Consider the following 24,493-nt stretch of genomic DNA (forward strand, 5'->3'; position numbering starts at 1 on the left):
CCCTCAGTTCATCGCAATTTCAATCGCATGTGCTGTACATGGAATCGTTTCTCCTTGCTGATAGGACAGCGGAGATAGTAGAGCACCTGTTGCTACAAGTAAGACTCGTTTAAAGCGTCCTGTCATAAATTGACTTAATACATAGCTATAATAAACAGCGGCTGAACACCCTGCCCCACTTGCTCCAGCTTGAAATGCCTGGTCGTCTCCATAAAACTCTGCGCCAGCATCACGAATTAGCTGTAGCTCGTCATTTTTAATACCATCCTCAGCTAACATCGCTTTTACTAGCTTTAGCCCAATTTTCCCTAAATCCCCTGTCATCACCATATCATAATCGCTTATTTTCTGTTTTCTATGCTGTAAATGTCTTTTAATTGTGTCGTAAGCGGCAGGAGCCATTGCTCCCCCCATATGAAATGGATCTGTTTCGTGATAATCAATCACTTTTCCTACTGTTGCTGCTACCATATAGGGGTAGTCTGGTTGATGCGGACCGACCAACGCATAGCCTGCTGCGGTTACTGTCCACTGTGCAGTTGCAGGCTTCTGCGCACCGTAATTAACTGGGTAACGAAATTGACGCTCGGTTGCATTATGTTGGCTAGAAGCACCAGCAATTGCAAGCTTCGACGCCCCTAATTCCGTTAATAAACCAGCAATAATAATGGACGAAACGGATGTTGAACAAGCTGAAAACATCCCGATAAAAGATACTGCTAATTCTCGCGCTGCAAAGTTAGTTGGTGTCATTTGATTGACTAAATCACCACTTAAAAAATAATCGACATCTAAATTTTTTATCTTTGCCTTGTCCATAACAAGCTGACAGGTGTTCATAATTAGGCGCTTCTGTCCTTGTTCATTCGTTTTTTCTTGAAAGCGTTCATCATCGGCTATCATATCAAAATAAGAGCGAAAGACGCTTTTTCCCTCTAACGGGCCAACTGCCGCAGCGCCCGCTAATAATGCTGGCTTCGTCTGAAACAAAATTACCATGAGACAACCCCCAGCATAACCAGTACCGTTTTCACTAAAGCTACAGCGAAGGCAGACACCGTTCCGAAAACGATAACAGAGCCAGCTAGCTTGAACATATTGCTCCCTACACCTAGCACATAACCCTCTGTTCGATGCTCAATCGCTGCAGATACAACGGCATTGCCAAAGCCTGTAACGGGAACAGCACTACCTGCACCTGCAAACTGCCCTAGTCTTGTGTACAGTCCTAAGCCTGTAAAAATCATCGCTAGTAATATCATTGTCGCAACAGTTGGATTGCCTACCGTTTTTTCGGTAAAATCAAAAAAAATCATATAAAAGAAGGAAATAGCTTGTCCAATCACACAAATAATACCACCGACGAAAAATGCCTTTAATATATTCATTGCATATGGTGGGGTCGGTGTCATCTGCTGTTCAATCGTTTCATATTGAGATTCTTTCATCACGTCTCCTCCTTCGCTAATTTTTTTAAATGCTCTATTTTTTCATTGACCTTTTGTTCGTCTTCCTCTGACATCAATTTATCTGTTTCCCATAGCAACTTAAAATCTGAAGAAACAAGTACATCATAGTGTGACCATTTTTCTTCTAATTTTTTTTGCAATTCGCGTGCGATTTTTTGCTCTTTAAATGATTGCCATGGTTTTACTTCAATTGCCACAAGGATATCCTGACCAGCAACAACGATTTTCGCTTTGTGGATATTATTCATTTTCTCAATTTCTTGCTTAATCTCTATTGTTTTTTCGTCCTGCTCATCATATGCGACAATCTGTTCCTTTGCGCCACAGGCAGATAGTAAGAACACACATATTCCAACGCTTAAAAATCGCCTTACCATTACATGCCTCCCTTTTCAAATTGTAGATAGACTTATGAATTCATTTGTCCCGCATTAACAGGCAGTAATCTTATTTTGTTCCAAAAGTGAAGTGACAGGTACAAAACTCCCGCCTGTAGACTTTTATTAACGAGATAGCTAGCTAAGTAATTATCTGCCCGTAAAATCCCGATTGGGAAAGCGAACAATTCTTAGGAAGTAGTGCTTCTCCCAAGAATTGTGGTTTCACTTTATCTAGTATGGGCATATTTTTTTTGCTTTATTCAAAATCTAGGCAATCATTTCTATGCGAACGCCCTGTTCCCTTGGCAAATTACTCATATTGTAGAGAGAACTTAAATTAGGAGGTGAAAGAGTATGGGTTGTGGTAAAAATATTGGCCCAAGCTCGAGTAATGGTTGCGTTTGTGAAGTAGTTCGTGCGATTTTAGATATTCAAAATCAATCAGTTCGTGAAGAATGCTCTCGTTGTACAACAAATTGCTTTTTAGAGCCTTTAGGCGGCATCGTTAGCCCTGGTAGATCTTCAGTGGATACAAGGGTATTTATGCTTTTAACAAAATTCGGAACGCCATTTGTTGCAACATTTAGTGCTGAAGACTGCATGGATTGCGCATCTGTCTTCTTCCGTGTAGAAGATGTATTCGATGATTGCTGTGCGACATTACGAGTATTAATGCCTTTAGATCGTGGTGGAGATACAGTTGATTTATTAAATAGCGACGGCACTGCCGTGTCATTGCGCGCTATTTGTGATGTAACAAACTACGCAGTGACAGATAGCTGTATTACAGTCGACTTAAACTGCTTCTGTGCTGTACAATGTGTTGCCGATGTAAACCTAGGAATTTGTAACTAAATTGTGTGTAAATTGTTTGCGTGCCTGGCACCCAAACAATTTACTTACAAAAAAAGGCATGAAACCAAATTTGATTTCATGCCTTTTTCTATCTCGTTGCGTGAATTGTCGCAATATCATTCGCATTGACAATAATTTTTTGCTCAAATACTTTCATAACAACATCTATCCCATTCAAATGCTCTATCGTACCGATAAGACGCTCGCCATTTTTAAGCACGACAAGCAACATGCGATTTTTTGCAACTGGTCGTGCGAAAAAGCGCAGTTGATGTGCAATCAGTGAATTAACAATATTATTTGGCAGTGGCTTTTCATAAATTGAGGTGCTCTCCTCTAGCTCTGGTTCTTGCTGTTTAGCCGCTGTTAGTTCAACCGCATAAGACGGTGTTTTGATGAAAAGCAGTGGTTGATATTTCATCAACAATCGCCCACCTTTTTTTCATACGATATGCATAGTAAATATTTTTTGTTACAAAATTTGATTAATAAACGTCGTCGCTAAGCCTAAATAAATTAAAATACTCGTTACATCATTCAATGTTGTAATGAATGGCCCTGAGGCAACAGCTGGGTCAATGCCTAACTTATGCATTAGTAAGGGGATAAATGATCCCGCTACTGTGGCTACTAAAATGGAACAGCAAATAGCTGCGCCAACTAATAAGCCAATCATAATTTGATGCTTCCAAAAGAAAATAATCGCCACAACAGTTAGACCGCAAACTAAGCCTGTTAATAGACCTGTTAAGCACTCCTTCATGAGCAGCTTTAACTTACTTTGCTCATTCACCTCGCCTGTCGCAATACCACGTACCGCAACTGCTAATGCCTGCGTGCCACTATTACCAGACGTCCCTGAAATCAGCGGAATAAAGACAGCGAGTAATGCTACCTTCTCTAATGTCGCCTCAAACTGCCCCATTAAATTCGCTGTAAACATTCCTAAAAATAATAACACGATTAACCATGGTAAACGTGTCACCGCCGCTTTAAATGGACCTGCATCAATATCGTCCGCATCTGAAATACCGGCTAGCTTAGAGTAGTCATCAGAAGCCTCTTCATCAATAACATCGATAATATCATCGACTGTAATAATTCCTTGTAATTCATTATTATCATCTATAACAGGAATTGCTAAGAAATTATAGTCACGCATAATTTGCGCAACGTCCTCTTGGTCATCGCCTACTTTTACCGACACGACGCGCTCGCTCATAATATTATGAATAAGCGTATCCTCATCCGCGATAATCAAATCACGTAACGACATGACACCAGCCAATTGATGCTGGTCATTCACTACGAAAATATAGTAAATCGTTTCTGCGTTTGGCGCTTCATTGCGCAACACTGCCATTGCTGAACGGACAGTTGAATTTTCTAGAATCGTTACATACTCGGTCGTCATAATCGCCCCGGCAGTATATTCAGCATAGCTTAATAGTTCATTAATTTCTTCAGCTGTTTCGCTATCCATCATTTCTAAAAAGCTCTCACGCTGCTCATTGTCCAGCTCATTTAATACGTCTACCGCATCATCGGTGTACATATGCGATAGCATCGATGCACCATATGCAGGGTCCATCTCACCTAAAAATCGCTCGTACTCGTCATCTTCTAGCTCGATTACTTCAAAAATCAATGCCATTTCTTCGGGAGACAAGTATAAATAGATAGTTTGACGTATGTCTGGTCCCACCTTTTTATAAAATTGGGCTTGATCATACGGGTGAAGTGCTAAAAAATGCTCACGAAAAGCATCAATTTCTTGTTCAATTAAAAGCATTTGTAAAAATTCTTCATTATAGCGCACTTCGTTATTTTCGCGTTTTTGTTCTACCATCCTTGTCCCCTCCTCTCAAAGTTCATCATACAAGCAATATAACAAGTTCGTAAATCAATATTTCAAAAATAACATAGAAATTTTACAATTATAGTAGGGTCTTTTTACAACTACTCTAGGTAGTTACTACAGCAACTGCATCCAGTCTAAATAAAACGATAAAAATCCACCTCGATATACGGTTAGACCGTTGGAATCTACGTGGATTTTTCACAATTAGTATCATAGTAAATCCTTGCCTTAATAGCCGATAGACGCTAGTTTTTCTTTAATCAATTACACCTCGATTAACTCTAGTCCAGACTTTTTTGAGCAAACTCATGGAAGTCAACCTAAAACCGTCACGACACGTACCAAAGATTAACTATTCTGCATCTCGCAGTTGGCGATATCCTTTGACTAAGTTCCTCTTTGTTAGCAAGTAGTTTGTACATCCACTGAATTAAAATATTGTCTCACTGCTATAAAGGTGGGAGTTTTTTACTGAATCTAGATAAATTCCGCAATTCCTCAGGTAACTCACTGCTAAAAGATAACAGTTTCTTCGTTAACGGATGCAAAAATGTCAATGATACACAGTGCAATGCTTGGCGATCTAATACTCGCTTATCGCCACCGTACAGCTCATCACCAACAAGCGGATGACCTATATGAGCCATATGCACACGTATTTGGTGTGTACGCCCTGTGTGCAATGTTAAACGAACATGTGATATGATGCAATCGTTTAGTCTACCGTATTCTAACACTTCAACATCTGTATGTGCAAACTGTCCATCCTTACGCACTTCTCGTTCAATAATGCTCGTCTCTTTACGTCCGATTGGTGCAATAATGGATTGGCTTTTCATTTGCCCGTAAACAATCGCCTCATAGTGCCGTATCACATCCCCTTGTTGCTGTGATGCGCTCATTAAATGATGGATATGTCGATGCTTTGCAATACATAACAAGCCCGACGTATCTCGATCAAGCCGTGTTACGATATGTACAGTTGAAGCAAGACCTTGCTCCTGTAAATAACCGAGAACAAAATTCGCTACACTACTTTCTGGATGCTCCCTTGAGGGAATTGTACTCATATAGGCTGGTTTATCAATAACAAGCACTGCCTCGTCCTCATAAACAATGTTTAATTTGCCGTGCTGTGGCACAAGTCCCTCACTCGCTTCTTCTAATGGGAACACAATCGTAATAATATCTCCTACCACCACTACATGACGTACATTGCGCCGAACGCCATTAACAAGAATATCACCGCCATCAAACTTAATCGCCGTTAATGCTCGTTTCGAAATTCCCCATAAAGCAATCGCTTCACGCAATAGCATCTCCTCTTGGGCTTCAAACTGTAATACAAATCTATTTTCCATATAATCCTCAGCTACTCATTTGAAATGAAGGAATCATGCACGCGTTCCCAAAATGGGAAAGGACGGAATCTTGCAAAACGCACGCGCTCCTCAGCAACATTAAAGGCAATTGATTTAACATCCTCTTCTGACAATTGAATATGATCAACCGTAATATTAAAGCGTTGATTATTGACTGGCTTTAATACGCATGTATGATGTGCCGGGAACACAAGTGATGAGCCGACCGTACGAAACACCCGATTATTAATTGATGCCATTTCTGTTAGCTGAAAAGCTGGTAATGTCGGATGAATAATGGCCCCACCTAACGCCTTATTGTAAGCCGTACTGCCAGATGGTGTCGAAACACATAGACCATCTCCACGGAAGCGCTCAAACTGAGTACCATTTAACTCAACATCCATTACAAGCGTCACATCAGGTGATTTTATTGTCGCCTCATTCAAAGCTAAATAATGGCTTGTTTCTGACTGATGACGGTGAACATGTACTTTCAACAATGGGTATTCAACAACATTAAAATCCTTTTTCGCCATCGACAATACAAGCTTCTCCAATTCAGATGGCTTCCAGTCTGCATAAAAGCCTAAATGCCCTGTATGAATCCCGACAAATGCAACCTTGTCTAAGCGATGTTTATAGCGATGAAAAGCATGTAAAAGTGTCCCGTCTCCTCCAATAGAAAGAACAATATCAGGCTCCTCTTCATTGAGCTCCAGCCCAAAATCTTGCAAATACGATGTCGCCAGCTCCATTAACTCATTAGACTGTGCATCGCGACGTGATTGAATTGCAAATGATGTCATGAACTTACCCCCTTATCTTTTTCAGCATGCAGCTTAACACTCGGCGCTTCCTTTACTTCACTGAAGTATACCTGTGCCTCCTGTATTTCATTGCGAATTTGTGACATTTCCTCATCGAGACGAAATGCTGCTTCTGCAGCACTTTGCAAGCGATTTTGAATTTCTTCTGGAAAAGCCCCCTTATATTTATAGTTTAATGAGTGCTCGATGGAAGCCCAAAAATTCATTGCCAATGTTCGAATTTGAATTTCAGCTAAAACAACCTTTTTGCCATGTATCGTTTCAACAGGATATTCGACAATCATATGATGTGAGCGGTAGCCACTCGGTTTACTATGTGTAATATAATCCTTTTCCTCCACTACATTCAAATCGACTCGTTGCCGAATCAGCTCAGTTACTGTCGCAATATCATCGACAAATTGGCACATAATTCTTAGCCCTGCAATATCTTGTAACTCTGTTGCTAATTGCTGAGAAGGTTCAAATGCAATTCCTTTTTCTAATGATTTATCGTAAATACTTGCTAAAGGCTTTACGCGCCCTGTGACAAATTCAATTGGCGAGTTTGCGCCGATAATATTGAACTGCGAGCGCATACCTTTAAATTTTATTTTTAGCTCCTCTACCGCTTGCTTATAAGGGCTTAAAAAAACATCCCATTGGCCCATCACAACAACCTCCTCACATGAAATAGCATGCCTATTTCAGCCATACATTACGTGTTTTTCATTTACCACACAAATCGTAATATATGCAATCGAATTTATTGATTATGAGTAATTAATTCATTACGCCTTGGCTAACTTTAATCTGGTTTCGGCTGACTTCCTTTTAAGAACCCTTCACTGAACCCCCGATATTCGTCGGAGACTTTAGGTCAACTTAATGTTGGTCACTTAGTCGTTATCGCAGAAGGCGATGTTTTTAAACTGAGTTCCTAATGATTCAGCATGCGTCCCACCATAAACCATTTCTGTATCTGTCACCTTACTTTCGATACAAAATAATGTACTTCTGCGATTTCTTATCTCAGAAAACATTGCTAAAACAGGCGTGTTGATTATCCTTTATTTTACAAAGAAAACCTAAAAATTCGTTGATTTCCGTTGCGGGGGACGCTTTCCTCGGGGTGCGGCTTCAACTAATTTATTTCGGCATTCGCCGAAATAAATGGATTTTCAGCTCGGGGCCAACTCGGGTGTTGGTCATGGAGGCGTTGCCACAGGACGCGGCGACCTTAGCCTCCCTACACTTTTGTCCCGATGGAGTCGCCCCCTCCACTCCAATCAACGAGCGTATGCCTATGAAAAAAGCATTTCCCCTATAAAATACGCTAATTAATATACATTATTTACATAATCAACACACCTGTTGCTAAAAGAAACTAATCACAAAATTAATCTGTTGATTCTAAATAAATACTTGTAAATTGTGCCTCCACAGCCTCAACAAATGCCTTACCGTAATTTTCATTATCTTGAATATTCCATAATAAATACTCAAGCTCCTCTGCAAAGTTAGAGAGTGCTAAGTCAGGCGTTAAAAATGGATCACGCTTCTTTTCGACAATTTGCACTAACGCTGGCCACGTCGTTTGAGGGAAGCTTAAATAACTATACGTCCCCTCATCCTCTACAATATAAATAAATGCCATATTATCTGAATCGACAATCACTTGCCCTGTCGGTTGAATTTGAATGTCCTGCTCACTATCGTGTAAACTAAAATAAAAATCATTATGTATTTGTTCGAATTTTTGAATTGTATATACTTTACGCACTTTTTTCGTACTTCCCTTCCATTCATTCTCTCCCTATTTTACCATACGATGAAGGGGGATGCAGTGTGGTTTTTATTAAACAATATGATGAACTTTTAAGTGCTGTAATGAACCAATTATTATTTATTAAATCGACGATTTCCATTATAGTTAGCGCTATGCGCCGGGTGTGGGTTACAATTAATTTCTTTCGTGTTACTACGTTTGCCCCCACACTTTTCTCTTTGAAGGAGCGCTTTTTCCATTCCAATCGGCTAGTAAATTACCCGTTAGTAGAGATTAAAAAACACTCAATACTTCCATAATTTGCAGATATGATTAACTTTATACTTATATTAAATTTGCAAATAATTACTTCTTAATCTTCCTAAAAAATGACGAAAAAAGGAGAATTATAATGAATCATGAAATTGAAATCGAATTTAAAAATATGCTGTCGAAAACAAAATACGACGAACTACTGACGATATTCGACATTCAAGAGGGAGAAGCTGTGCGCCAGGAAAATCATTATTTCGACACAGCGGATTTTCAATTAAAGGCGATTGACAGCGGATTGCGAATTCGCGTATTACCGAATAAAATTGAATGTACATTAAAAGAAAAAGCTACTGAGCATACATATATCGAAACAACAGATATTTTAACAGAGGAAGAAGCGAGCCGAATTTTACAGGGCAGCACATTCACAGCGCCTACTGTTATTGCGAGATTACAGGAACGCGGTATTGCCTTTGAACAGCTTATATTGTTCGGCACACTCGCAACAGAGCGTGTAGAAATTCCCTACAAAGGAGGATTGCTCGTACTAGATCATTCTTTTTATTTGCAGCGCGAGGATTATGAGGTAGAATATGAAGCACAAGATGAAACCGTTGGACGTACTGTTTTCCAACAATTTTTAACAAACTATAATATTCCAATTGCACATGCAGATAAAAAAATTGCCCGTTTCGCAGCGGCATTGGCGGATAAAAACAACTAGATTACGAAATTTAAGTAGACCGACAGAGGGCGTAAATGCGAATAAGGAAAGAAGGAGCATAACGATGGATATTCGAGCAATGAAAACATTAATGGAAATACAAGCAATGCAATCGGTTGGTAACACTACACTAAGTGATTCCAACAATACCTTATTTAATGAATTGCTAGGTGATATTTTACAATCACAGCAAACAAATTCTATTACTGGATTGACAGAAATTTTAGGAACTGAGCATACACTAATGCAAACAAGTAATGGGTCAGTATCTCAAACAAAATATTTAGATGCCTTTTTATACGAAGGTGCTATGACTAGCTCGCCAATTGAGCAATACATTAAAGATTACACGGGACAAGAGGCTTTCAACAATGTGTTAGCAGGGGCAAACCATTACAGAGATAGCATTGCCAAAGCTGCAGCAACATATGACTTACCTGAAAAACTAATTGCCGCAGTGATGAAGCAAGAATCCAATTTTAACCCTGAGGTAATTAGTACAGCAGGGGCTGTCGGCTTAATGCAATTAATGCCAAGTACAGCAAAATATTTAGGTGTACAAAACCCTACTGACAACGAGCAAAATATAATGGGTGGTGCAAAATATTTACGTCAAATGCTCAATCAATTCGGACAAAACCTTGAAACAGCGTTAGCCGCCTACAATGCGGGACCTGGCAGTGTGAAAAAATATAATGGCATTCCGCCATTTAAAGAAACACAAAACTATGTTCAAAAGGTTTTAAATTATTATAATACGTAACGCTTTTTCTTTTCCCTAAAATTGTTAAAGAGCGCTTTGTTTGAGAAAACAGATAGACGTTGTTATTATGAGTATAATGTAATAATAAAAAAATACTTTAACTTCTTTCAACAATTTTTTTGCGACGAGTAACCGCAGGAGCACGTGTTTACTGTGACTAGATGAATGCAAGCATTAGACTCATTTCGGCGGAGGCTCAAACACCCGCTGATGAATGGGAACTCAGTCTAAGAACACCGCATCCTGCGGCAACGACTGAGTGACCAACATCGTGTTGGCCTAAGCTACGACGGATGTCACGGAATTTGAAGAGAGGCCTGCGTGATACAGGTCAGTTAACCATTGTCACAGGACGTGACGTTTTCAGGTTCACTTCCATCAAACAGCTCGAAACAGCTCGAAAAAATCTTGGCGCAATTATGCCAAGGTGTAATTGATTATAGAAAATGTAATTGCAAGTATAAAGGAGTATCACCTATGAATCGAAAGTATACGATTCCTTACGAGGAACTTGGTGCTGAAAAACTGGCTGAACTAATTCATGCTTTTTATGCTCGCGTAGCAAAACATCCTAAGCTTATCCCTATTTTTCCTGAAGATTTAACGGACACAATTCGTAAGCAAATTCAATTTCAAACACAGTACTTAGGTGGACCTAGCCTATACACCGAAGAACATGGTCATCCAATGATGCGAGCTAGACATATCCCTTTTAAAATTACGCCAGATAGAGCACAAGCTTGGCTTGAATGCATGGCAGAGGCAATGGATGAAGTAGGCTTGGACGGAAAATTCCGTGACACTTATTATCAACGTCTTGTGCTGACTGCTCATCATATGGTCAATTCACCAAACGAAGAGGAGGAAATGGAGTGAATAATATTCAGATGATATCACAGCCTACTGCCTCCTTACCGACGAATAAACCAGTAGAACTGTATATTTTCATCGACCCGCTGTGTTCAAACTCCTTCGCTATGCAATCAATGCTGCGTAAGCTTCAATTAGAGTACGAGCATTATTTTTCTTGGCGTTATGTATTAAGCACTGAATTAACGTCATTGAACTGCTTAAGCAATCGCATTAAAGGTTGTTTATCAGGCGATGAACTAGATATTACGCACCCTGCATTACCTTCAATTGCAATTAAAGCAGCTGAGTTGCAAGGCAAGCGAGCTGGCTCGCGCTATTTGTCAAAATTACAGGAGCACGCTGCATTACAATCAAAAAATGTTTTGTCACATGCAGCACTTACAGAAATTGCATTTGAAGTGCAATTAGATATGAATGAATTTACTGTTGATTTTGGCTCAAAGGAAGCAGCTCACGCATTCCAATGTGATTTATACATTACGCGTGAAATGGAAGTTGATGAAGTTCCAAGTATCGTCTTTTTCAATGAAAATGTTGAGGATGAGGGATTAAAGGTAAGTGGTTTATATAACTACGAGGTATACGAGCATATTTTACAGGAAATGATTCAAGAACAGCTTGTACGTCAGCCCCTTCCTTCATTAGATGAATTATTCATTCGTTTTCAAACTCTTACAACAGCCGAAGTTGCTGCAATTTATCAAATTGCAGAATCGGTTGCAGAACGAGAATTAAAGAAACGTATGCTACAACAAAAAATCGAACGATTAATGAAAGACGACATTGCATTATGGCGTCAAAAATGAAATATCTAACCCATATTGGCTGACAGGAAATGACGCTGATGAGATAGGAATAACCTTTTCTCAGACAGCCCCTTCCCCGTCAGCCTTATTTGTTACTTCCTTTAGCTTTTCATAAATTCTACGTTTTCTATACAGCATATTTCCTACTTCTGCAATATCCTGCATCATCCCTTTATTAGCATATGCACCAAAAATAATCCCGACAATCGGAATCATCTGAAATAGCTTTTTCCACCCAAAATGGTCACGATAAGTATGGAAAACCTCTTGCCACCCTTGCAATTGAGCTATCATATCTTCAGACACATGCTGCATATTATGCATGGAGGAAATATCCTTTAAAATTGCCTCTTTACCAACAATATCAGCACTAGCAAACTGCAAGCATTTTATTATAAATATCCGCTCCATTTTATCATGTGGATGATAACCATGAATAATAGCGATTTCCTGCAATGTTTTCAGCGCAACACCTAAAATAAACGGAATATCAATGGCTAACGTAAAAATGCCGCCAATACCTGTAGAAGCCCCTTGCAAAGTAGCTAATTTCACGCGCTCTTTTTGCAACTGCTCACTCAATGCAATCATATCTTGCAACGGAATTTGCCCAATATCCCGAACATCCTGAATAGTCCAATGCGATGAATAATGTCTAATCTTCGCAACCATTGCCTCTTCATTAATTAAATATTTACCACCAGACTGAATATAACTCGCCAGCTCATCCATTAATAAAGCAATCTTTTTTTGTATAAATGAAGGTGTTAATTTATCAAGTAATACAAATGGGAGTCTCCCTAACTTCTCCCAAAACCAAAGCCCTTGTTGCTCTCTCTCCCATCTCTCTATATCCTGTAAATATTGTTGTAATTGCGCTCGATCCTCCATCTCTTCCCACTCCTCCGATTTCAAATCATTAACAAGTCTTAGATTCATATACGTAAAAATCAAAGGAAAGTTTCATTCAGCTAGAGGATTGCGTATATTCAAAATAATTTAATCAGATGGGAGCTAAATATAGAGTGGTGGTATCAAAAACAAAAGAGGCGCCCTACTCTCGACAATAGGACGCCTCTTACACAAAAGGGGATGGGAGAAATGTTCACGTTCAAACAAAGGGGTGTATGTTTGTTATGTGATGTATTTCACATGTATTACTTTATCACGGAACAACAGCCGTTGCAACGCTTTACAACTTGTTTCACAAATTCGTCATATAGTAAGCGGTTGCAAGGAAAAATCTGAAAGGGACTTTCAGATTTTTCCTTGCGACGAGGATGGCACAGCCACCACAGGAGCACAAATTACTACTTTTCAACCTAAAAACCTCTCTCTTAAATTAAAACTATGCACCTTTCAGATTTTTCCTTGCGACGAGGATGGCTTAGCCACCGCAGGAGCACAAATCACTACTTTTTACTCTAAAAGTTCACCTCTTAAATTAAATTATGCACCTTTCAGATTTTTCCTTGCGACAAGGATGGCGCAGCCACCGCAGGAGCACAAATCACTACTTTTTATTCTAAAAGTTCACCTCTTAAATTAAATTATGCACCTTTCAGATTTTTCCTTGCGACGAGGATGGCGCAGCCACCGCAGAAGCACAAATCACTACTTTTCAACCTAAAAATCTCTCTCTTAAATTAAAACTATGCACCTTTCAGATATTTCCTTGCGACGAGGATGGCAAAGCCACCGCAGGAGCACAAATTACTACTTTTCAACCTAAAAACCTCTCTCTTAAATTAAAACTATGCACCTTTCAGATATTTCCTTGCGACGAGGATGGCGCAGCCACCGCAGAAGCACAAATCACTACTTTTCAACCTAAAAACCTCTCTCTTAAATTAAAACTATGCACCTTTCAGATATTTCCTTGCGACGAGGATGGCTTAGCCACCGCAGGAGCACAAATCACTACTTTTTACTCTAAAAGTTCACCTCTTAAATTATGCACCTTTCAGATATTTCCTTGCAACGAGGATGGCGCAGCCACCGCAGGAGCACAAATCACTACTTTTTATTCTAAAAGTTCACCTCTTAAATTAAATTATGCACCTTTCAGATTTTTCCTTGGGACTACCTCTGAAATTTTATGTATAATACAGACCTAAATAATGATTTATCGATTTTGCTCATGAACTACTTCACTTCTCTCGATTCAAAAATAAAAAAAGGATGTTGGGTAGCTTTTCACTTCCCCAACATCCCTTTTCAAATTAGTTTGCTAAAAGCAATTTTTCAAGCTCGTTTAATTTTTCTTCAAACACTTTACAAGCTTCTGCAATTGGAGCTGGTGATTCCATATCCACACCTGCTGCCTTTAATACTTCGATTGGGAAGTTTGAGCAACCTGCTTTTAAGAAGTTATTAATATAACGCTCTACCGCCGGTTGACCTTCCTCTAAAATTTGCTTGCTTAATGCTGTTGCAGCACTTTGACCTGTCGCATATTGATACACATAATAGTTGTAGTAGAAGTGTGGGATACGCGCCCACTCTAAACCGATTTCCTCATCCACTACCATCGCATCACCAAAATATTGCTTGTTTAAGTTATAGTAAATTTCTGTTAGCTTCTCTGCTGTTAACGCTTCACCATTTTGATCCATTTCATGAATAATATGCTCAAACTCCGCAAACATTGTTTGACGGAAAACAGTGCCGCGGAACCCATCTAACCAGTGATTTAATAAATAAATCTTTTGCTGTGGGTCCTCTAGCGTATTTAATAAGTAATCAAATAATAATTCTTCATTACATGTTGAAGCAACCTCCGCTACGAAAATAGAGTAGCTCGCGTATGGGTAAGGTTGGTTAGCACGTGAATAATAGCTATGTAAGCTATGGCCAAATTCATGTGCTAATGTAAATAAATTATCCATATTATTTTGCCAGTTCATTAAAACATAAGGATTCGTGCCGAATGTGCCTGATGAATAAGCACCACTGCGCTTTCCTTTATTTTCAAGAACATCTACCCAACGGCTATCTAAACCTTTTTGTACAATTTCCTGATATTCTTCGCCAAGTGGTGCAAAGCTTTTCACCATGAGCTCCTTCGCTTTATCGTATGGCATATCCATTTTCGCTTCCTTCACAAGCGGTGTGAATAAATCATACATATGCAGCTCTTCTAGACCAAGCACCTTTTTACGTAAAGCTACATAGCGATGAAGCAACGGTAAATGGTCATGGATTGTTGAAATAAGTTGGTCGTATACTTTCTCTGGAATAAAATTATTGCTCATTGCTGCATGGCGAGCTGATTGATAATTACGCACTTTTGCATTGGCATTTTGCGCTTTTACATTCCCTGCTAATGTCGACGCAAATGTGTTGCGGAATTTACCGTATGTGCTGTACATTGCCTTAAATGCACCTTCACGCACTTCACGTTTATCGCTCTCTAAAAATGAAATATAAGAGCCATGTGTTAATGGCACTTCTTCACCATCATCATTTTTCACTTTCGGGAACTCGATATCTGCATTGTTTAATGCACCGAACGTCTCACCTGACGCGTTTGAAACTTCAGACAATTGTGCAAGTAGCTCTTCCTTTTCAGCAGATAAAATATGGGGACGACCTAAATTCAATTCTTTTAAGCTTTGCTCATATAATTTTAACTCATCGTACTGTGCAACATACGCTGCAATTGTCGCTTCATCTAAAGCTAAAATTTCTGGCGTGATAAATGATAATGCTGCACTTAATTTTGCACCAAGTGATTTTACGCGGCTATCCATCGCTTGATATGTGCCATTTGCTGTATCTTGGTCGTGTTTTAAATGACTGTATACGTATAGCTTGCTGAAGCGTTGGCTAACTAAATCGCTAAATTGCAGCGTATCGAATAACCCCTGTGCTCCTGTCGCTACTTTCCCTTTATAATCTTCAGCTTGCTCTAATAAACCTTGAATTTCTGCAAACTCTTGCTCCCATGCTTCATCTGTTGGGAAAATAGATGTCAAATCCCAAGTTAATTCTACAGGAACTTCTTCACGTGTTAACACTTGTTTTGCCATTATAAATGCCTCCAAAAATTATATTACGAAATACCCTTTTATTTTCTCAATTCTTTTCAGAAAATGCAATTAATTCGCTGAATAAATGCTGAAATAACGTCGTATCTTCCACTTTATCAGCAAGCGATTCAACACCAATTGAACGCAAAAAAGTAACATACTGCTCAACTACTAAAAATGCCTTCACAGATTGCGGCAATCTTGCCCATCTTAAAAAAGCATATATTTTTTGTTCATTTAGTTGCGCAAGCTGTAATTTATAAATATGCAAAAAGAAAAATAAATGACTTTGCCATTCAACACTAAATAAAGAGATTGCCTCATCCCCTTTTATTGGTATGCCAATATAATTTGGTAGCTGCTCAAAGTGCAGGCGTTGCTCATAAAGTCCTCGTAAAAATAAATCCTTTAAACCTCTGCGGTTAAAGAAGACCTTCGTTCGAAAAAAATTAATTTTATGCTGCTCATATAAATTTAACATTTCTCGCATCTGTTGCTTTGTTAATAAATTAGGGACAAAAAAAGGAAAGTGCTGCTTGTCTAACGGTAAAGGTTGTATATGCGCAAGCCATGTACGTCCTTGTATATATTGTAAATTGCTAAAATAGACAAAGCGGCTGTGCACAGCATCATATGTGAGTAAATAAAGCTGTCCTTTATAACGCTTAAAAAATTGTTGATAAAATTGACTTAATATTATTTTTCTTATGCCAAATGTGGGAAGTTTATTCGGAGTTTTTGTAATCCAAAGTGGAATTATTCCATACCTTTCATAACCAGCTGTTCGCTCATCGATTTGTTCTGATGGAATAACACTACATTGAAATTCAATCGCATATTGTCTGTTTTGTTGTATAAGAAATAAATCAGGTCTTTGCTGTAATGGGGATAAATAGCTTTCAAGCGCTATATGCTCTACTCGTTTCTGGAAAAAAGAAAATAGTTGCTGCTTTCCTAATAAATGTATGGGGGATTCTCCCTCTGAAAATGAAGCATCACAATCATTTAAACGTTTGTGGGCAAAATGTGGAATTTTAACTCGTCCAATTTTCAACTGTAAAGGCTGTTTGCATTGTGGACAATAAAATGTGGTAGTTTGGCGCAAATACTGTAATTGCTTTAAACATATATCTTCTGTAATAACTATTAGCTCTCCTTGTTCGTTGTGAGCAACTAACAAAATCTCTCCTCCTTTCCACCTTCCATTATAAAATAAATATTTGATTTTTCAAATATTCCATTAAGGAAGTCAAAGATTAAATAATTTGCTGAAAGAAGTTAAACGGTGAATATTTTAATAAAACATAAACAAAACGTCCGAAAAGAAGTGCTTTAGCACGCTTTTCGGACGCCCATTCTTATGCGAAATATTGAATAACTGTTTCGAAACAATCCTCTGGCATAATTGGTTGACCATATTCTTCAATGCGGTGAATTGTTAATTTCGTTGGCTGTAGATGCTCCTTTAAAATAGCGATTGCATTTCGACGCTCATAAGCATCTGCCATCTCCGAAAAATCGACCGATAAATAGTATTCATTGTCCAATTTATATAGTGATGATGCCGTTCCATATGTGATTAGGCGCTTGGCAACAGGGATTAATTCATCAATATCTTTAAATTTATAGCGAGCATTTAAAATGCTTGTGCCTTCTTCATTGTCTTCACTTTCCATCGTTTCTAAAAGTGTTTCTTCCATTTCGCGTAACTGTGCTGCGATATCTTGATTTTCATCAAAGCCATTTGTTAAGCTCTCCCCATCATTGCTCATGTTCGCACGTGTAACAATTACTTCAAGCCCCTGCTCTGATGCGTTAACATGAATCCAAATCGGTCCTTCTAAATCAAAATAATCGTCTGTATTGACTTCAGCCATGACATCCCAAAATAGCTCTTCACCTTTGGAACGATTATACCAAATCTCTTCTCTGCTATAACCACGATCCTCAATATCTCTATACGTAATGAACAGCTTTAATGTATTGTCATTGATGCGTTCGATGTCCATTCGACCTCAACTCCCTTCACAGTCATTTGCTAAACGAACATGTAAAATTATCATTCAACTTTTGAAGCTTTTTCATACATGCTCTTAACAGTGGAGCATTGCACAGATTTTTTATAGGAATTACAAAAGACATAATTCACTTATAGAAAGGCCAATACTTTTCTATAACTCTATTGTATGATGTTCCCGTAAAAAATGAAAAGGAAAAACACCAAAAACGTTAAAATTACTGAAAATTAGCCCTGAAATTATTAGAATATTGAGATTACATTGTACTATTTTCTCAATAGCAAGGCAAGTCCAAGTAAATTGTGAAACAAAAAAGATGCTGCCTAGAAAGATAATACTTTCCAGACAGCTAAAACCTTTTATCCCGCATTAACAGGCAGTAGAACACCCACTTCAAGACTTAAGTGAAAGTCGGCTTAAGGATAAGTGGGAGTTCTACTGCCCGTAAAAGCCCGATTGGTTCAACTAACAATCAATGGGGGATGAGGAAAACCCCCACCGATTGAAGTTTCACTTTATCTTGATTCAACAGAAAACTCCTGCCTCTACAGTCCCATCATTAATCGACCATTCTTTGTGCTTCTTGCAATTGGAATGCACGAACACCACGTGGTAAAAAACGTCGAATCTCATCTTCATTATAACCGACCTGTAAACGCTTCTCATCTAAAATAATTGGACGACGTAGTAGCCCCGGATATTCTTGAATAAGCTCGTACAATCTTTGTAACGGTAAATTTTCTACATCTACATTTAACTTTTGGAAAATCTTCGAGCGAGTTGAAATAATCTCATCTGTTCCATCTTCCGTCATGCGTAAAATTTCTTTAATTTCACTAATCGTTAAAGGCTCGGAAAAAATATTACGCTCTGTATAAGGGATATCATGTTCTTCAAGCCAAGCCTTTGCTTTACGGCAAGATGTACAGCTTGGCGATGTAAACAAAGTAACTCTCATTTGTAACACATCCTTTCATTTTGGAATCAACTATATTATTGAATTCTTAATTTAGAATTAATTTAATTTAAGTGCTACGGTTATTATACACTATTTGACTTACTTTGAATATAGGATGTCAATAAAAAACCCTTCTATTTTAAAAAATAATAGGATTTAACTAATAACAACTATGACTAGTGTATGAATGATTATTTATAACAGTATGTTTATACCCAAGCTGTGTTACAACAAAACATGCGTTTGACTGTTTTTTCTCAATTAGTTATAAATAATCGAGAAAAATTTCACTTGCGGGTGCCCTAATGATGAGCTATGGCACTGTTTTTAGACGTTTCATTAAAAAGGTTTTAGCATTTTCTTTCAAATGTAAAAGAATAGACAAAGGTTATACTTCCATTGCCCCAAAAACCCTTTTCTTTTCAGACCGCCCCATTCTTCAAAAAGTTCCCTTGCATTACAATAAGATTAACCTTTTTAAATTTACTTTATACAAAGGTATTGCATTTTTTTATACATCTATACTATAATTTCAGTCATAATAGATACAACTAAAAACAATGAAGAAGAAGAGTACGTTTGAGCTTTGATGTTTAGAGAGTCTGTGGTTGGTGCAAACAGACCATCATACAAACGGAATGGGCTTCTGAGTTAGCTTTATGAACAATAATTTATCGTTCAGCCATTTCTGACAATGACTCACTTGTAGCTGAATGTAGAGATAGCCCCATAATTTTTTCAAGCAAGCATGAAAAAATTTAGAGGCATAGTAGTAAAGCTCGGCATACTTCACGTTACGAAGGTTAAGTGGCTCAGATTTTTGGGCAAGCTGGGTGGTACCGCGGATTCCGAACATCATTCGTCCCTACTATTTTTAATAGGGATGCATGATGTTTTTTGTATTTATTTAATAATTAGGAGGAATTTTAATGACAACAATTTTTTCAGGTGTTCAGCCTACAGGTACTATTACGCTTGGTAATTATATCGGGGCAATTAGACAATTCCCTGCTTTACAAAACCAAGGCCAGGCAATTTACTGCATCGTTGACCAGCATGCCATTACAGTGCCGCAGGAGCGATTAGAGCTACGCAAAAGTATTCGAAGTCTTGCAGCGATGTATATTGCTGTTGGTATCGACCCAGAAAAATCCATTTTATTTATTCAATCTGAAGTTCCTGCACATGCACAGGCAGCATGGATGCTTCAATGTGTGGCATCTATCGGGGAGCTAGAGCGCATGACACAATTCAAAGATAAATCGAGTGGAAAAGAGTCAGTATCTGCTGCATTATTAACGTATCCGCCATTAATGGCAGCAGATATTTTGCTTTATAATACAAATATTGTGCCGGTTGGTGAAGACCAAAAGCAGCATATCGAATTAACACGTGACTTAGCAGAACGCTTTAATAAGCGTTACAACGAGATTTTAACGATTCCTGATATTCAATTGCCGAAAGAAGGCGCGCGCATTAAATCGTTGCAGGAGCCAACGAAAAAAATGAGCAAGTCCGACCCGAATACGAAAGCGACAATTCGCGTGTTGGATACGCCAAAGGAAATTGAAAAGAAAATCAAATCCGCCGTAACAGACTCTGATGGTATTGTGAAATTCGATGTCGAAAATAAACCAGGTGTGTCCAATTTACTAACAATTGAATCTGCTTTATCTGGCATTTCAATTGCTGATCTAGAGAAAAAATATGAAAGCAAAGGCTACGGTGATTTTAAAGCAGGTGTAGCTGTTGCTGTAATTGAGCATTTAACGCCAATTCAAGAACGTTACTACGCATTGATTGATTCTCCTGAATTAGACGATATTTTAGATGCTGGAGCAGAAAAAGCGAATGCCATCGCCTCTAAAACACTTAAGAAAATGGAGAACGCCATGGGTTTAGGTCGAAAACGACGATAAATAGCACGCAAAGTGAAGCGATAGCTATATAAAGCTCGTATGTACCAAGTAAAAAGTTCCATACTGCCGACCATGAGTAGCCGAGCGTTCGATAGTTTAAATACAAAATGCAATTGCTAATGGATACGACACTAATACCGTAGCAAAACAAAAACAAAACAAAGCGTACGATAACACCATCCTTTCCTTACAGAAATATGAAAGCAAAAGAAAAAACATGAATGCAAGAAGGGGTTAAGCAAGTCCGTACAATTACCAATTTACTCGACACTGTCGGTGTTACTTTTAAATAATTATACCCGTTGAAATAATCTACAGTTATTTTGAAAATAGTACAAAATAAAAAATTCAGTAGCCATAGAAAATATGACTGCTGACTCTTTTTATTTGATAATTTCACCATTTTTAAAATCTTTAATTGAAATAAATCCAGTAAGTATATAATCAGACTTTCATCCTTTTTCATTTCCTAAATAAAGTTTAACCCCACTTTTTCGTGATTCTTCAGTATTGATAATTAAGATTATTGGTTCTATAGCCTTATACTTTTCAACTATAGAACCAATTTCGACACATTCCAATAAACTGGAATATTATCTAGATGCTGGCAACAACCCTTTTCACTAATAAAATTTATAAAATCTATCGAACTTCCATGATATAAAAATTTAGGTGGTACAGCTTTTTCTTACTAATTTTCACAGAGTAGAATGTCCATACGTATTCAAAAATTATTACTTATTAATTCACAGCACATCTTTTAATATTATATTAATCTATTTCTTAGTTAGATAAAACACAACAATATTTAACCTACAGGTACCAATCCTTCTTCCTCCAACTCCAATTCATATTTTCAAAGAGCATAACATAAAGAAGAATAAGAAATTTCTTTACATAATTCGGTATAGTATTCTTGATTACTCCACTTTTCACTATGCTTAATACAATTATCATTGTGTTTAGTTATTCGTAAGAAGTCAAACATAGCTTCAAACAAACCTTCTCCATTTGACATTACATACACTTCACTTTCATTAACACTTAAGTGATTTAGGAAAATTTTGTATAAGCATACTTTTAATTAATTTATTGAATTATAGTTCTGTTTTTCGTTCCTCCATTATAATAGATTTAATTTTCATTTTCTTTATTCAAATTTTTTGTCGAAATACATAGAAATTCATCTTATTTTTTAGACTATACTACCATTTAAAATAGAATATTCCAAATGTTATAATGATTAATATAATAAAGGAGGGAGATTTTTATATATGAAAAAGAAATTATCTATCTTAATGCTCGTAGCTTTAATGGCATTTGGGCCAGCCACAGCTATTTATGCTGCACCACAGTGTGGTTCTAAAGCTTGCGAAGATCTTTATAAACATCCTTATCTATAATGAACGAATAGCCTAGTATATGAGACTTTTCATATACTAGGCTATTTAAATGATTACATATAAAAAAGGGACATAATCATTATTATATATAATTAAATTGATGAGAAGCAAGCAATAAAAAGATGATTTGTGAAGTAAAAATTTTGATATGAATATTTCAGGATTAAAAGGGATATAAATTACGAAAATTCAAGCACTTGAGACGGATGTGGCTAATTCTATTAAATTACAAAGGCAGACTCAGCCGTCTCCTGCTTGCCAACAGCGGATGATAAAAGTGCATCATTGCCATGTCCAAAATAGTTTGAACGATTGCATGTCCTTTTCCATAAACATCATCACTATGCATGCTGCTGTGAAAACGCTCGCCTAAAAATAGACGATTTGTCGAGCGCTATCAATATTTTTCGAAATAAGCAAATTAGGCTCTAAGTAACCGTTTAATAAAAAAAGAAACTTCTAGAAACTTCTTTTAATCCAGGTTGTATGGTGCTAGATCTATGTTTTTAAAAGTAGTAGGTGTATTCTATACGCTGAACATAATATGATTATAATTCAAGTAAATTTGGTGTTAATTGGTAATTAAAGAGCTCAGGAAACTACTCTCCATTCTTTTTATCCACTTTGTTCAAAATGTAATTTTGATTTTGTGTAGGGGGAGGTACCACATAACACTCAAGTGATAGTACTCCTCCACCCAAAAAAATTCTAGCACCATTCTACACCTGAGCTAATTTTCTTTAAAAACATCAACACCACTGAAGTTGACTGAAAAGTCCATTTTGTTTTGACACTGCGTTGAAATCAATGTTTTCATCGCTTTCCTTTTACTGAAGGGGTACACTGCTAAAGCCAATGTTCACCACATTTTTGAAAGGGGAATTTTCTGTTTATATGAATCAACATTTTATGAAACATCATCGCTACTGTCCAAAATGCCGGCTATGCACGGCTTTTTGGACAGCTCCAGCGTCCCTAATTATACTTTTTGAATAATAAACATGCATTATGGCCACCGAAGCCAAGTGAATTACTTAATGCGTACTCAACAGAAGCTTCCCTCGCTTCGTTCGGTACATAATCTAAGTCACACGCTGGGTCTGGTGTGTGTAAATTAATTGTCGGTGGTAAAATTCCTTCATGTAATGCTAGCACCGTAAAAATGGCTTCCACTCCACCAGCAGCACCTAATAAATGACCTGTCATCGATTTCGTTGAGCTCATTGCTAGTTTATAGGCATGCTCGCCGAATACCGTTTTTACTGCCTGTGTTTCAAACAAATCATTGTATGGTGTACTTGTACCGTGTGCATTAATATAACCAACTACATTCGGCTCAACACCTGCGTCATTTATTGCTTGCTGCATTGCACGCGCAGCCCCTTCACCCTCTGGCGCTGGCGCTGTAATATGATGTGCATCACCTGTCGTGCCATAACCGACTACTTCACCATAAATTTTTGCACCACGTGCTAAAGCGTGCTCTAACTCTTCTAAAATCACAATACCTGCACCTTCACCGATAACGAAGCCATCACGCTCCTTATCAAATGGGCGGCTTGCCGTCTTTGGGTCAGCATTTGTCGTCAATGCTGTATTTGCTGTGAAACCAGCAATTGCTAAATTAACAATCGGCGCCTCTGCTCCCCCAGAAATCATTACATCTGCATCCCCACGCTCAATTACTTTGAATGCGTCACCGATAGAGTTCGTACCAGAGGCACAAGCTGTTACAGAGCATGAGTTTGGACCTTTAGCCCCTAAATAAATCGATACTTGACCTGAAGCCATATCTGGAATAAGCATCGGAATAAAGAATGGGCTTACGCGGCGTGCTCCACGCTCTTGGAACGTTAAAAATTGTTGCTCGTATGTTTCCATACCACCGATACCAGAGCCAATCCAAACACCTACACGCGGTGCCATATCCTCAGTAATATTTAGGTTTGCATCCTTTGTCGCCATCATAGATGCTGCAACTGCATATTGTGTAAAGCGATCCATTTTACGAGCTTCTTTACGCTCTACAAATTGTTCAATATCAAATTCTTTCACTTCTGCTGCTACTTTCGCGGTAAATTTCTCTGCATCTACACGTGTTAATGGACCAATACCCGACTTACCTGCTTTAATGGCATCCCATGTTGCTTCGGCAGTCGCTCCAAGCGGTGTTACTGCTCCAATTCCTGTTACTACTACTCTACGTTTTGTCATGTCTC

General features: G+C 38.0%; 23 protein-coding genes and 1 other annotated feature. Of the genes, 7 read left to right on the forward strand and 16 right to left on the reverse strand.

From position 1 onward, the window contains the following. Positions 1-3 precede the first annotated feature (3 nt). From MHB51_RS08140 to MHB51_RS08150, 3 genes are read right to left on the reverse strand one after another with little or no spacing between them, the layout of a single operon-like run. Positions 4-999, reverse strand: a complete 996-nt coding sequence (locus tag MHB51_RS08140) for a stage V sporulation protein AD (RefSeq protein WP_342559356.1) — start codon at positions 997-999, stop codon at positions 4-6. Further along, positions 993-1,448: a stage V sporulation protein AC gene (gene spoVAC / locus MHB51_RS08145; RefSeq protein ID WP_066166193.1), complete on the reverse strand. Its 456-nt coding sequence runs from the start codon at positions 1,446-1,448 to the stop codon at positions 993-995. Before spoVAC ends, MHB51_RS08140 begins: the two co-directional genes overlap by 7 nt. Next, positions 1,448-1,846, reverse strand: a complete 399-nt coding sequence (locus MHB51_RS08150) for a YhcN/YlaJ family sporulation lipoprotein (protein WP_107942160.1) — start codon at positions 1,844-1,846, stop codon at positions 1,448-1,450. Before MHB51_RS08150 ends, spoVAC begins: the two co-directional genes overlap by 1 nt. 357 nt (positions 1,847-2,203) lie before the next feature. Between MHB51_RS08150 and MHB51_RS08155 the strand changes: the two genes are divergently transcribed. Beyond that, a complete protein-coding gene (locus tag MHB51_RS08155; RefSeq protein ID WP_066166187.1) occupies positions 2,204-2,704 on the forward strand; it encodes a CotY/CotZ family spore coat protein in 501 nt (166 codons plus the stop codon). 88 nt (positions 2,705-2,792) lie between these two features. Here MHB51_RS08155 and MHB51_RS08160 read toward each other — a convergent pair whose 3' ends face one another. From MHB51_RS08160 to MHB51_RS08190, 7 genes are all read right to left on the reverse strand, one after another. Further along, positions 2,793-3,128: a 4-diphosphocytidyl-2C-methyl-D-erythritol kinase gene (locus tag MHB51_RS08160; protein ID WP_153061587.1), complete on the reverse strand. Its 336-nt coding sequence runs from the start codon at positions 3,126-3,128 to the stop codon at positions 2,793-2,795. Between the two features lie 48 nt (positions 3,129-3,176). Further along, positions 3,177-4,553 (reverse strand): magnesium transporter, encoded by a 1,377-nt coding sequence (mgtE, locus tag MHB51_RS08165; RefSeq protein ID WP_066166181.1) that lies wholly within the window; start codon positions 4,551-4,553, stop codon positions 3,177-3,179. Positions 4,554-5,014: 461 nt separating this feature from the next. Next, positions 5,015-5,926, reverse strand: coding sequence for an RluA family pseudouridine synthase (locus tag MHB51_RS08170; RefSeq protein ID WP_342559357.1), 912 nt, complete (start codon positions 5,924-5,926; stop codon positions 5,015-5,017). A gap of 11 nt (positions 5,927-5,937) precedes the next feature. Beyond that, positions 5,938-6,735, reverse strand: coding sequence for an NAD kinase (locus MHB51_RS08175; protein WP_066166175.1), 798 nt, complete (start codon positions 6,733-6,735; stop codon positions 5,938-5,940). Next, positions 6,732-7,406 (reverse strand): GTP pyrophosphokinase family protein, encoded by a 675-nt coding sequence (locus tag MHB51_RS08180; RefSeq protein ID WP_066166172.1) that lies wholly within the window; start codon positions 7,404-7,406, stop codon positions 6,732-6,734. The genes MHB51_RS08175 and MHB51_RS08180 overlap by 4 nt, the downstream gene beginning before the upstream one ends. A 228-nt stretch (positions 7,407-7,634) precedes the next feature. After that, a complete protein-coding gene (locus tag MHB51_RS08185; protein ID WP_342559358.1) occupies positions 7,635-7,778 on the reverse strand; it encodes a hypothetical protein in 144 nt (47 codons plus the stop codon). 356 nt (positions 7,779-8,134) lie between these two features. Beyond that, positions 8,135-8,518: a hypothetical protein gene (locus tag MHB51_RS08190; RefSeq protein WP_066166237.1), complete on the reverse strand. Its 384-nt coding sequence runs from the start codon at positions 8,516-8,518 to the stop codon at positions 8,135-8,137. Between the two features lie 397 nt (positions 8,519-8,915). Between MHB51_RS08190 and MHB51_RS08195 the strand changes: the two genes are divergently transcribed. From MHB51_RS08195 to MHB51_RS08210, 4 genes are all read left to right on the forward strand, one after another. Further along, positions 8,916-9,503, forward strand: coding sequence for a CYTH domain-containing protein (locus tag MHB51_RS08195; RefSeq protein ID WP_342559359.1), 588 nt, complete (start codon positions 8,916-8,918; stop codon positions 9,501-9,503). A 64-nt stretch (positions 9,504-9,567) separates the two neighbouring features. Further along, on the forward strand, positions 9,568-10,266 hold the full coding sequence (locus MHB51_RS08200; protein WP_342559360.1) for a lytic transglycosylase domain-containing protein: 699 nt from the start codon (positions 9,568-9,570) through the stop codon (positions 10,264-10,266). Positions 10,267-10,743: 477 nt separating this feature from the next. Next, positions 10,744-11,142: a globin gene (locus MHB51_RS08205; protein WP_066166165.1), complete on the forward strand. Its 399-nt coding sequence runs from the start codon at positions 10,744-10,746 to the stop codon at positions 11,140-11,142. Further along, the gene (locus MHB51_RS08210; protein WP_066166162.1) at positions 11,139-11,945 is read left to right on the forward strand and encodes a DsbA family protein; all 807 of its coding nucleotides are present in this window, start codon (positions 11,139-11,141) and stop codon (positions 11,943-11,945) included. Before MHB51_RS08205 ends, MHB51_RS08210 begins: the two co-directional genes overlap by 4 nt. Before the next feature lie 60 nt (positions 11,946-12,005). Here the strand turns inward: MHB51_RS08210 and MHB51_RS08215 are convergent, their stop codons facing one another. The 5 genes from MHB51_RS08215 to spxA form a co-directional block, all read right to left on the reverse strand. Beyond that, positions 12,006-12,836 (reverse strand): EcsC family protein, encoded by an 831-nt coding sequence (locus tag MHB51_RS08215; RefSeq protein WP_107942158.1) that lies wholly within the window; start codon positions 12,834-12,836, stop codon positions 12,006-12,008. 1,331 nt (positions 12,837-14,167) lie between these two features. Beyond that, entirely contained in the window at positions 14,168-15,976 is a 1,809-nt protein-coding gene (gene pepF, locus MHB51_RS08220; RefSeq protein WP_066166157.1) for an oligoendopeptidase F, read from the reverse strand. A 46-nt stretch (positions 15,977-16,022) separates the two neighbouring features. Then, entirely contained in the window at positions 16,023-17,156 is a 1,134-nt protein-coding gene (locus tag MHB51_RS08225) for a competence protein CoiA family protein (protein WP_342559361.1), read from the reverse strand. A 178-nt stretch (positions 17,157-17,334) separates the two neighbouring features. Further along, positions 17,335-17,985, reverse strand: coding sequence for an adaptor protein MecA (gene mecA, locus MHB51_RS08230; protein WP_066166151.1), 651 nt, complete (start codon positions 17,983-17,985; stop codon positions 17,335-17,337). A gap of 568 nt (positions 17,986-18,553) precedes the next feature. Next, positions 18,554-18,952, reverse strand: a complete 399-nt coding sequence (gene spxA, locus MHB51_RS08235; RefSeq protein WP_066166148.1) for a transcriptional regulator SpxA — start codon at positions 18,950-18,952, stop codon at positions 18,554-18,556. 551 nt (positions 18,953-19,503) lie between these two features. Then, positions 19,504-19,822 (forward strand) — a binding site (T-box leader). A 59-nt stretch (positions 19,823-19,881) separates the two neighbouring features. Between spxA and trpS the strand changes: the two genes are divergently transcribed. Both trpS and MHB51_RS08245 read left to right on the forward strand, forming a co-directional pair. Then, positions 19,882-20,871: a tryptophan--tRNA ligase gene (gene trpS, locus MHB51_RS08240; RefSeq protein WP_342559362.1), complete on the forward strand. Its 990-nt coding sequence runs from the start codon at positions 19,882-19,884 to the stop codon at positions 20,869-20,871. A 1,274-nt stretch (positions 20,872-22,145) separates the two neighbouring features. Then, positions 22,146-22,274, forward strand: a complete 129-nt coding sequence (locus MHB51_RS08245; protein ID WP_342559363.1) for a hypothetical protein — start codon at positions 22,146-22,148, stop codon at positions 22,272-22,274. Positions 22,275-23,249: 975 nt separating this feature from the next. On the opposite strand, the gene fabF is transcribed toward MHB51_RS08245, so the two are convergent. Next, entirely contained in the window at positions 23,250-24,488 is a 1,239-nt protein-coding gene (gene fabF / locus MHB51_RS08250; RefSeq protein ID WP_066165173.1) for a beta-ketoacyl-ACP synthase II, read from the reverse strand. Positions 24,489-24,493: the final 5 nt, after the last annotated feature.

Origin of the sequence: Metasolibacillus sp. FSL K6-0083, from assembly GCF_038630865.1 — a bacterium.
GTDB lineage: Bacteria > Bacillota > Bacilli > Bacillales_A > Planococcaceae > Metasolibacillus > Metasolibacillus fluoroglycofenilyticus.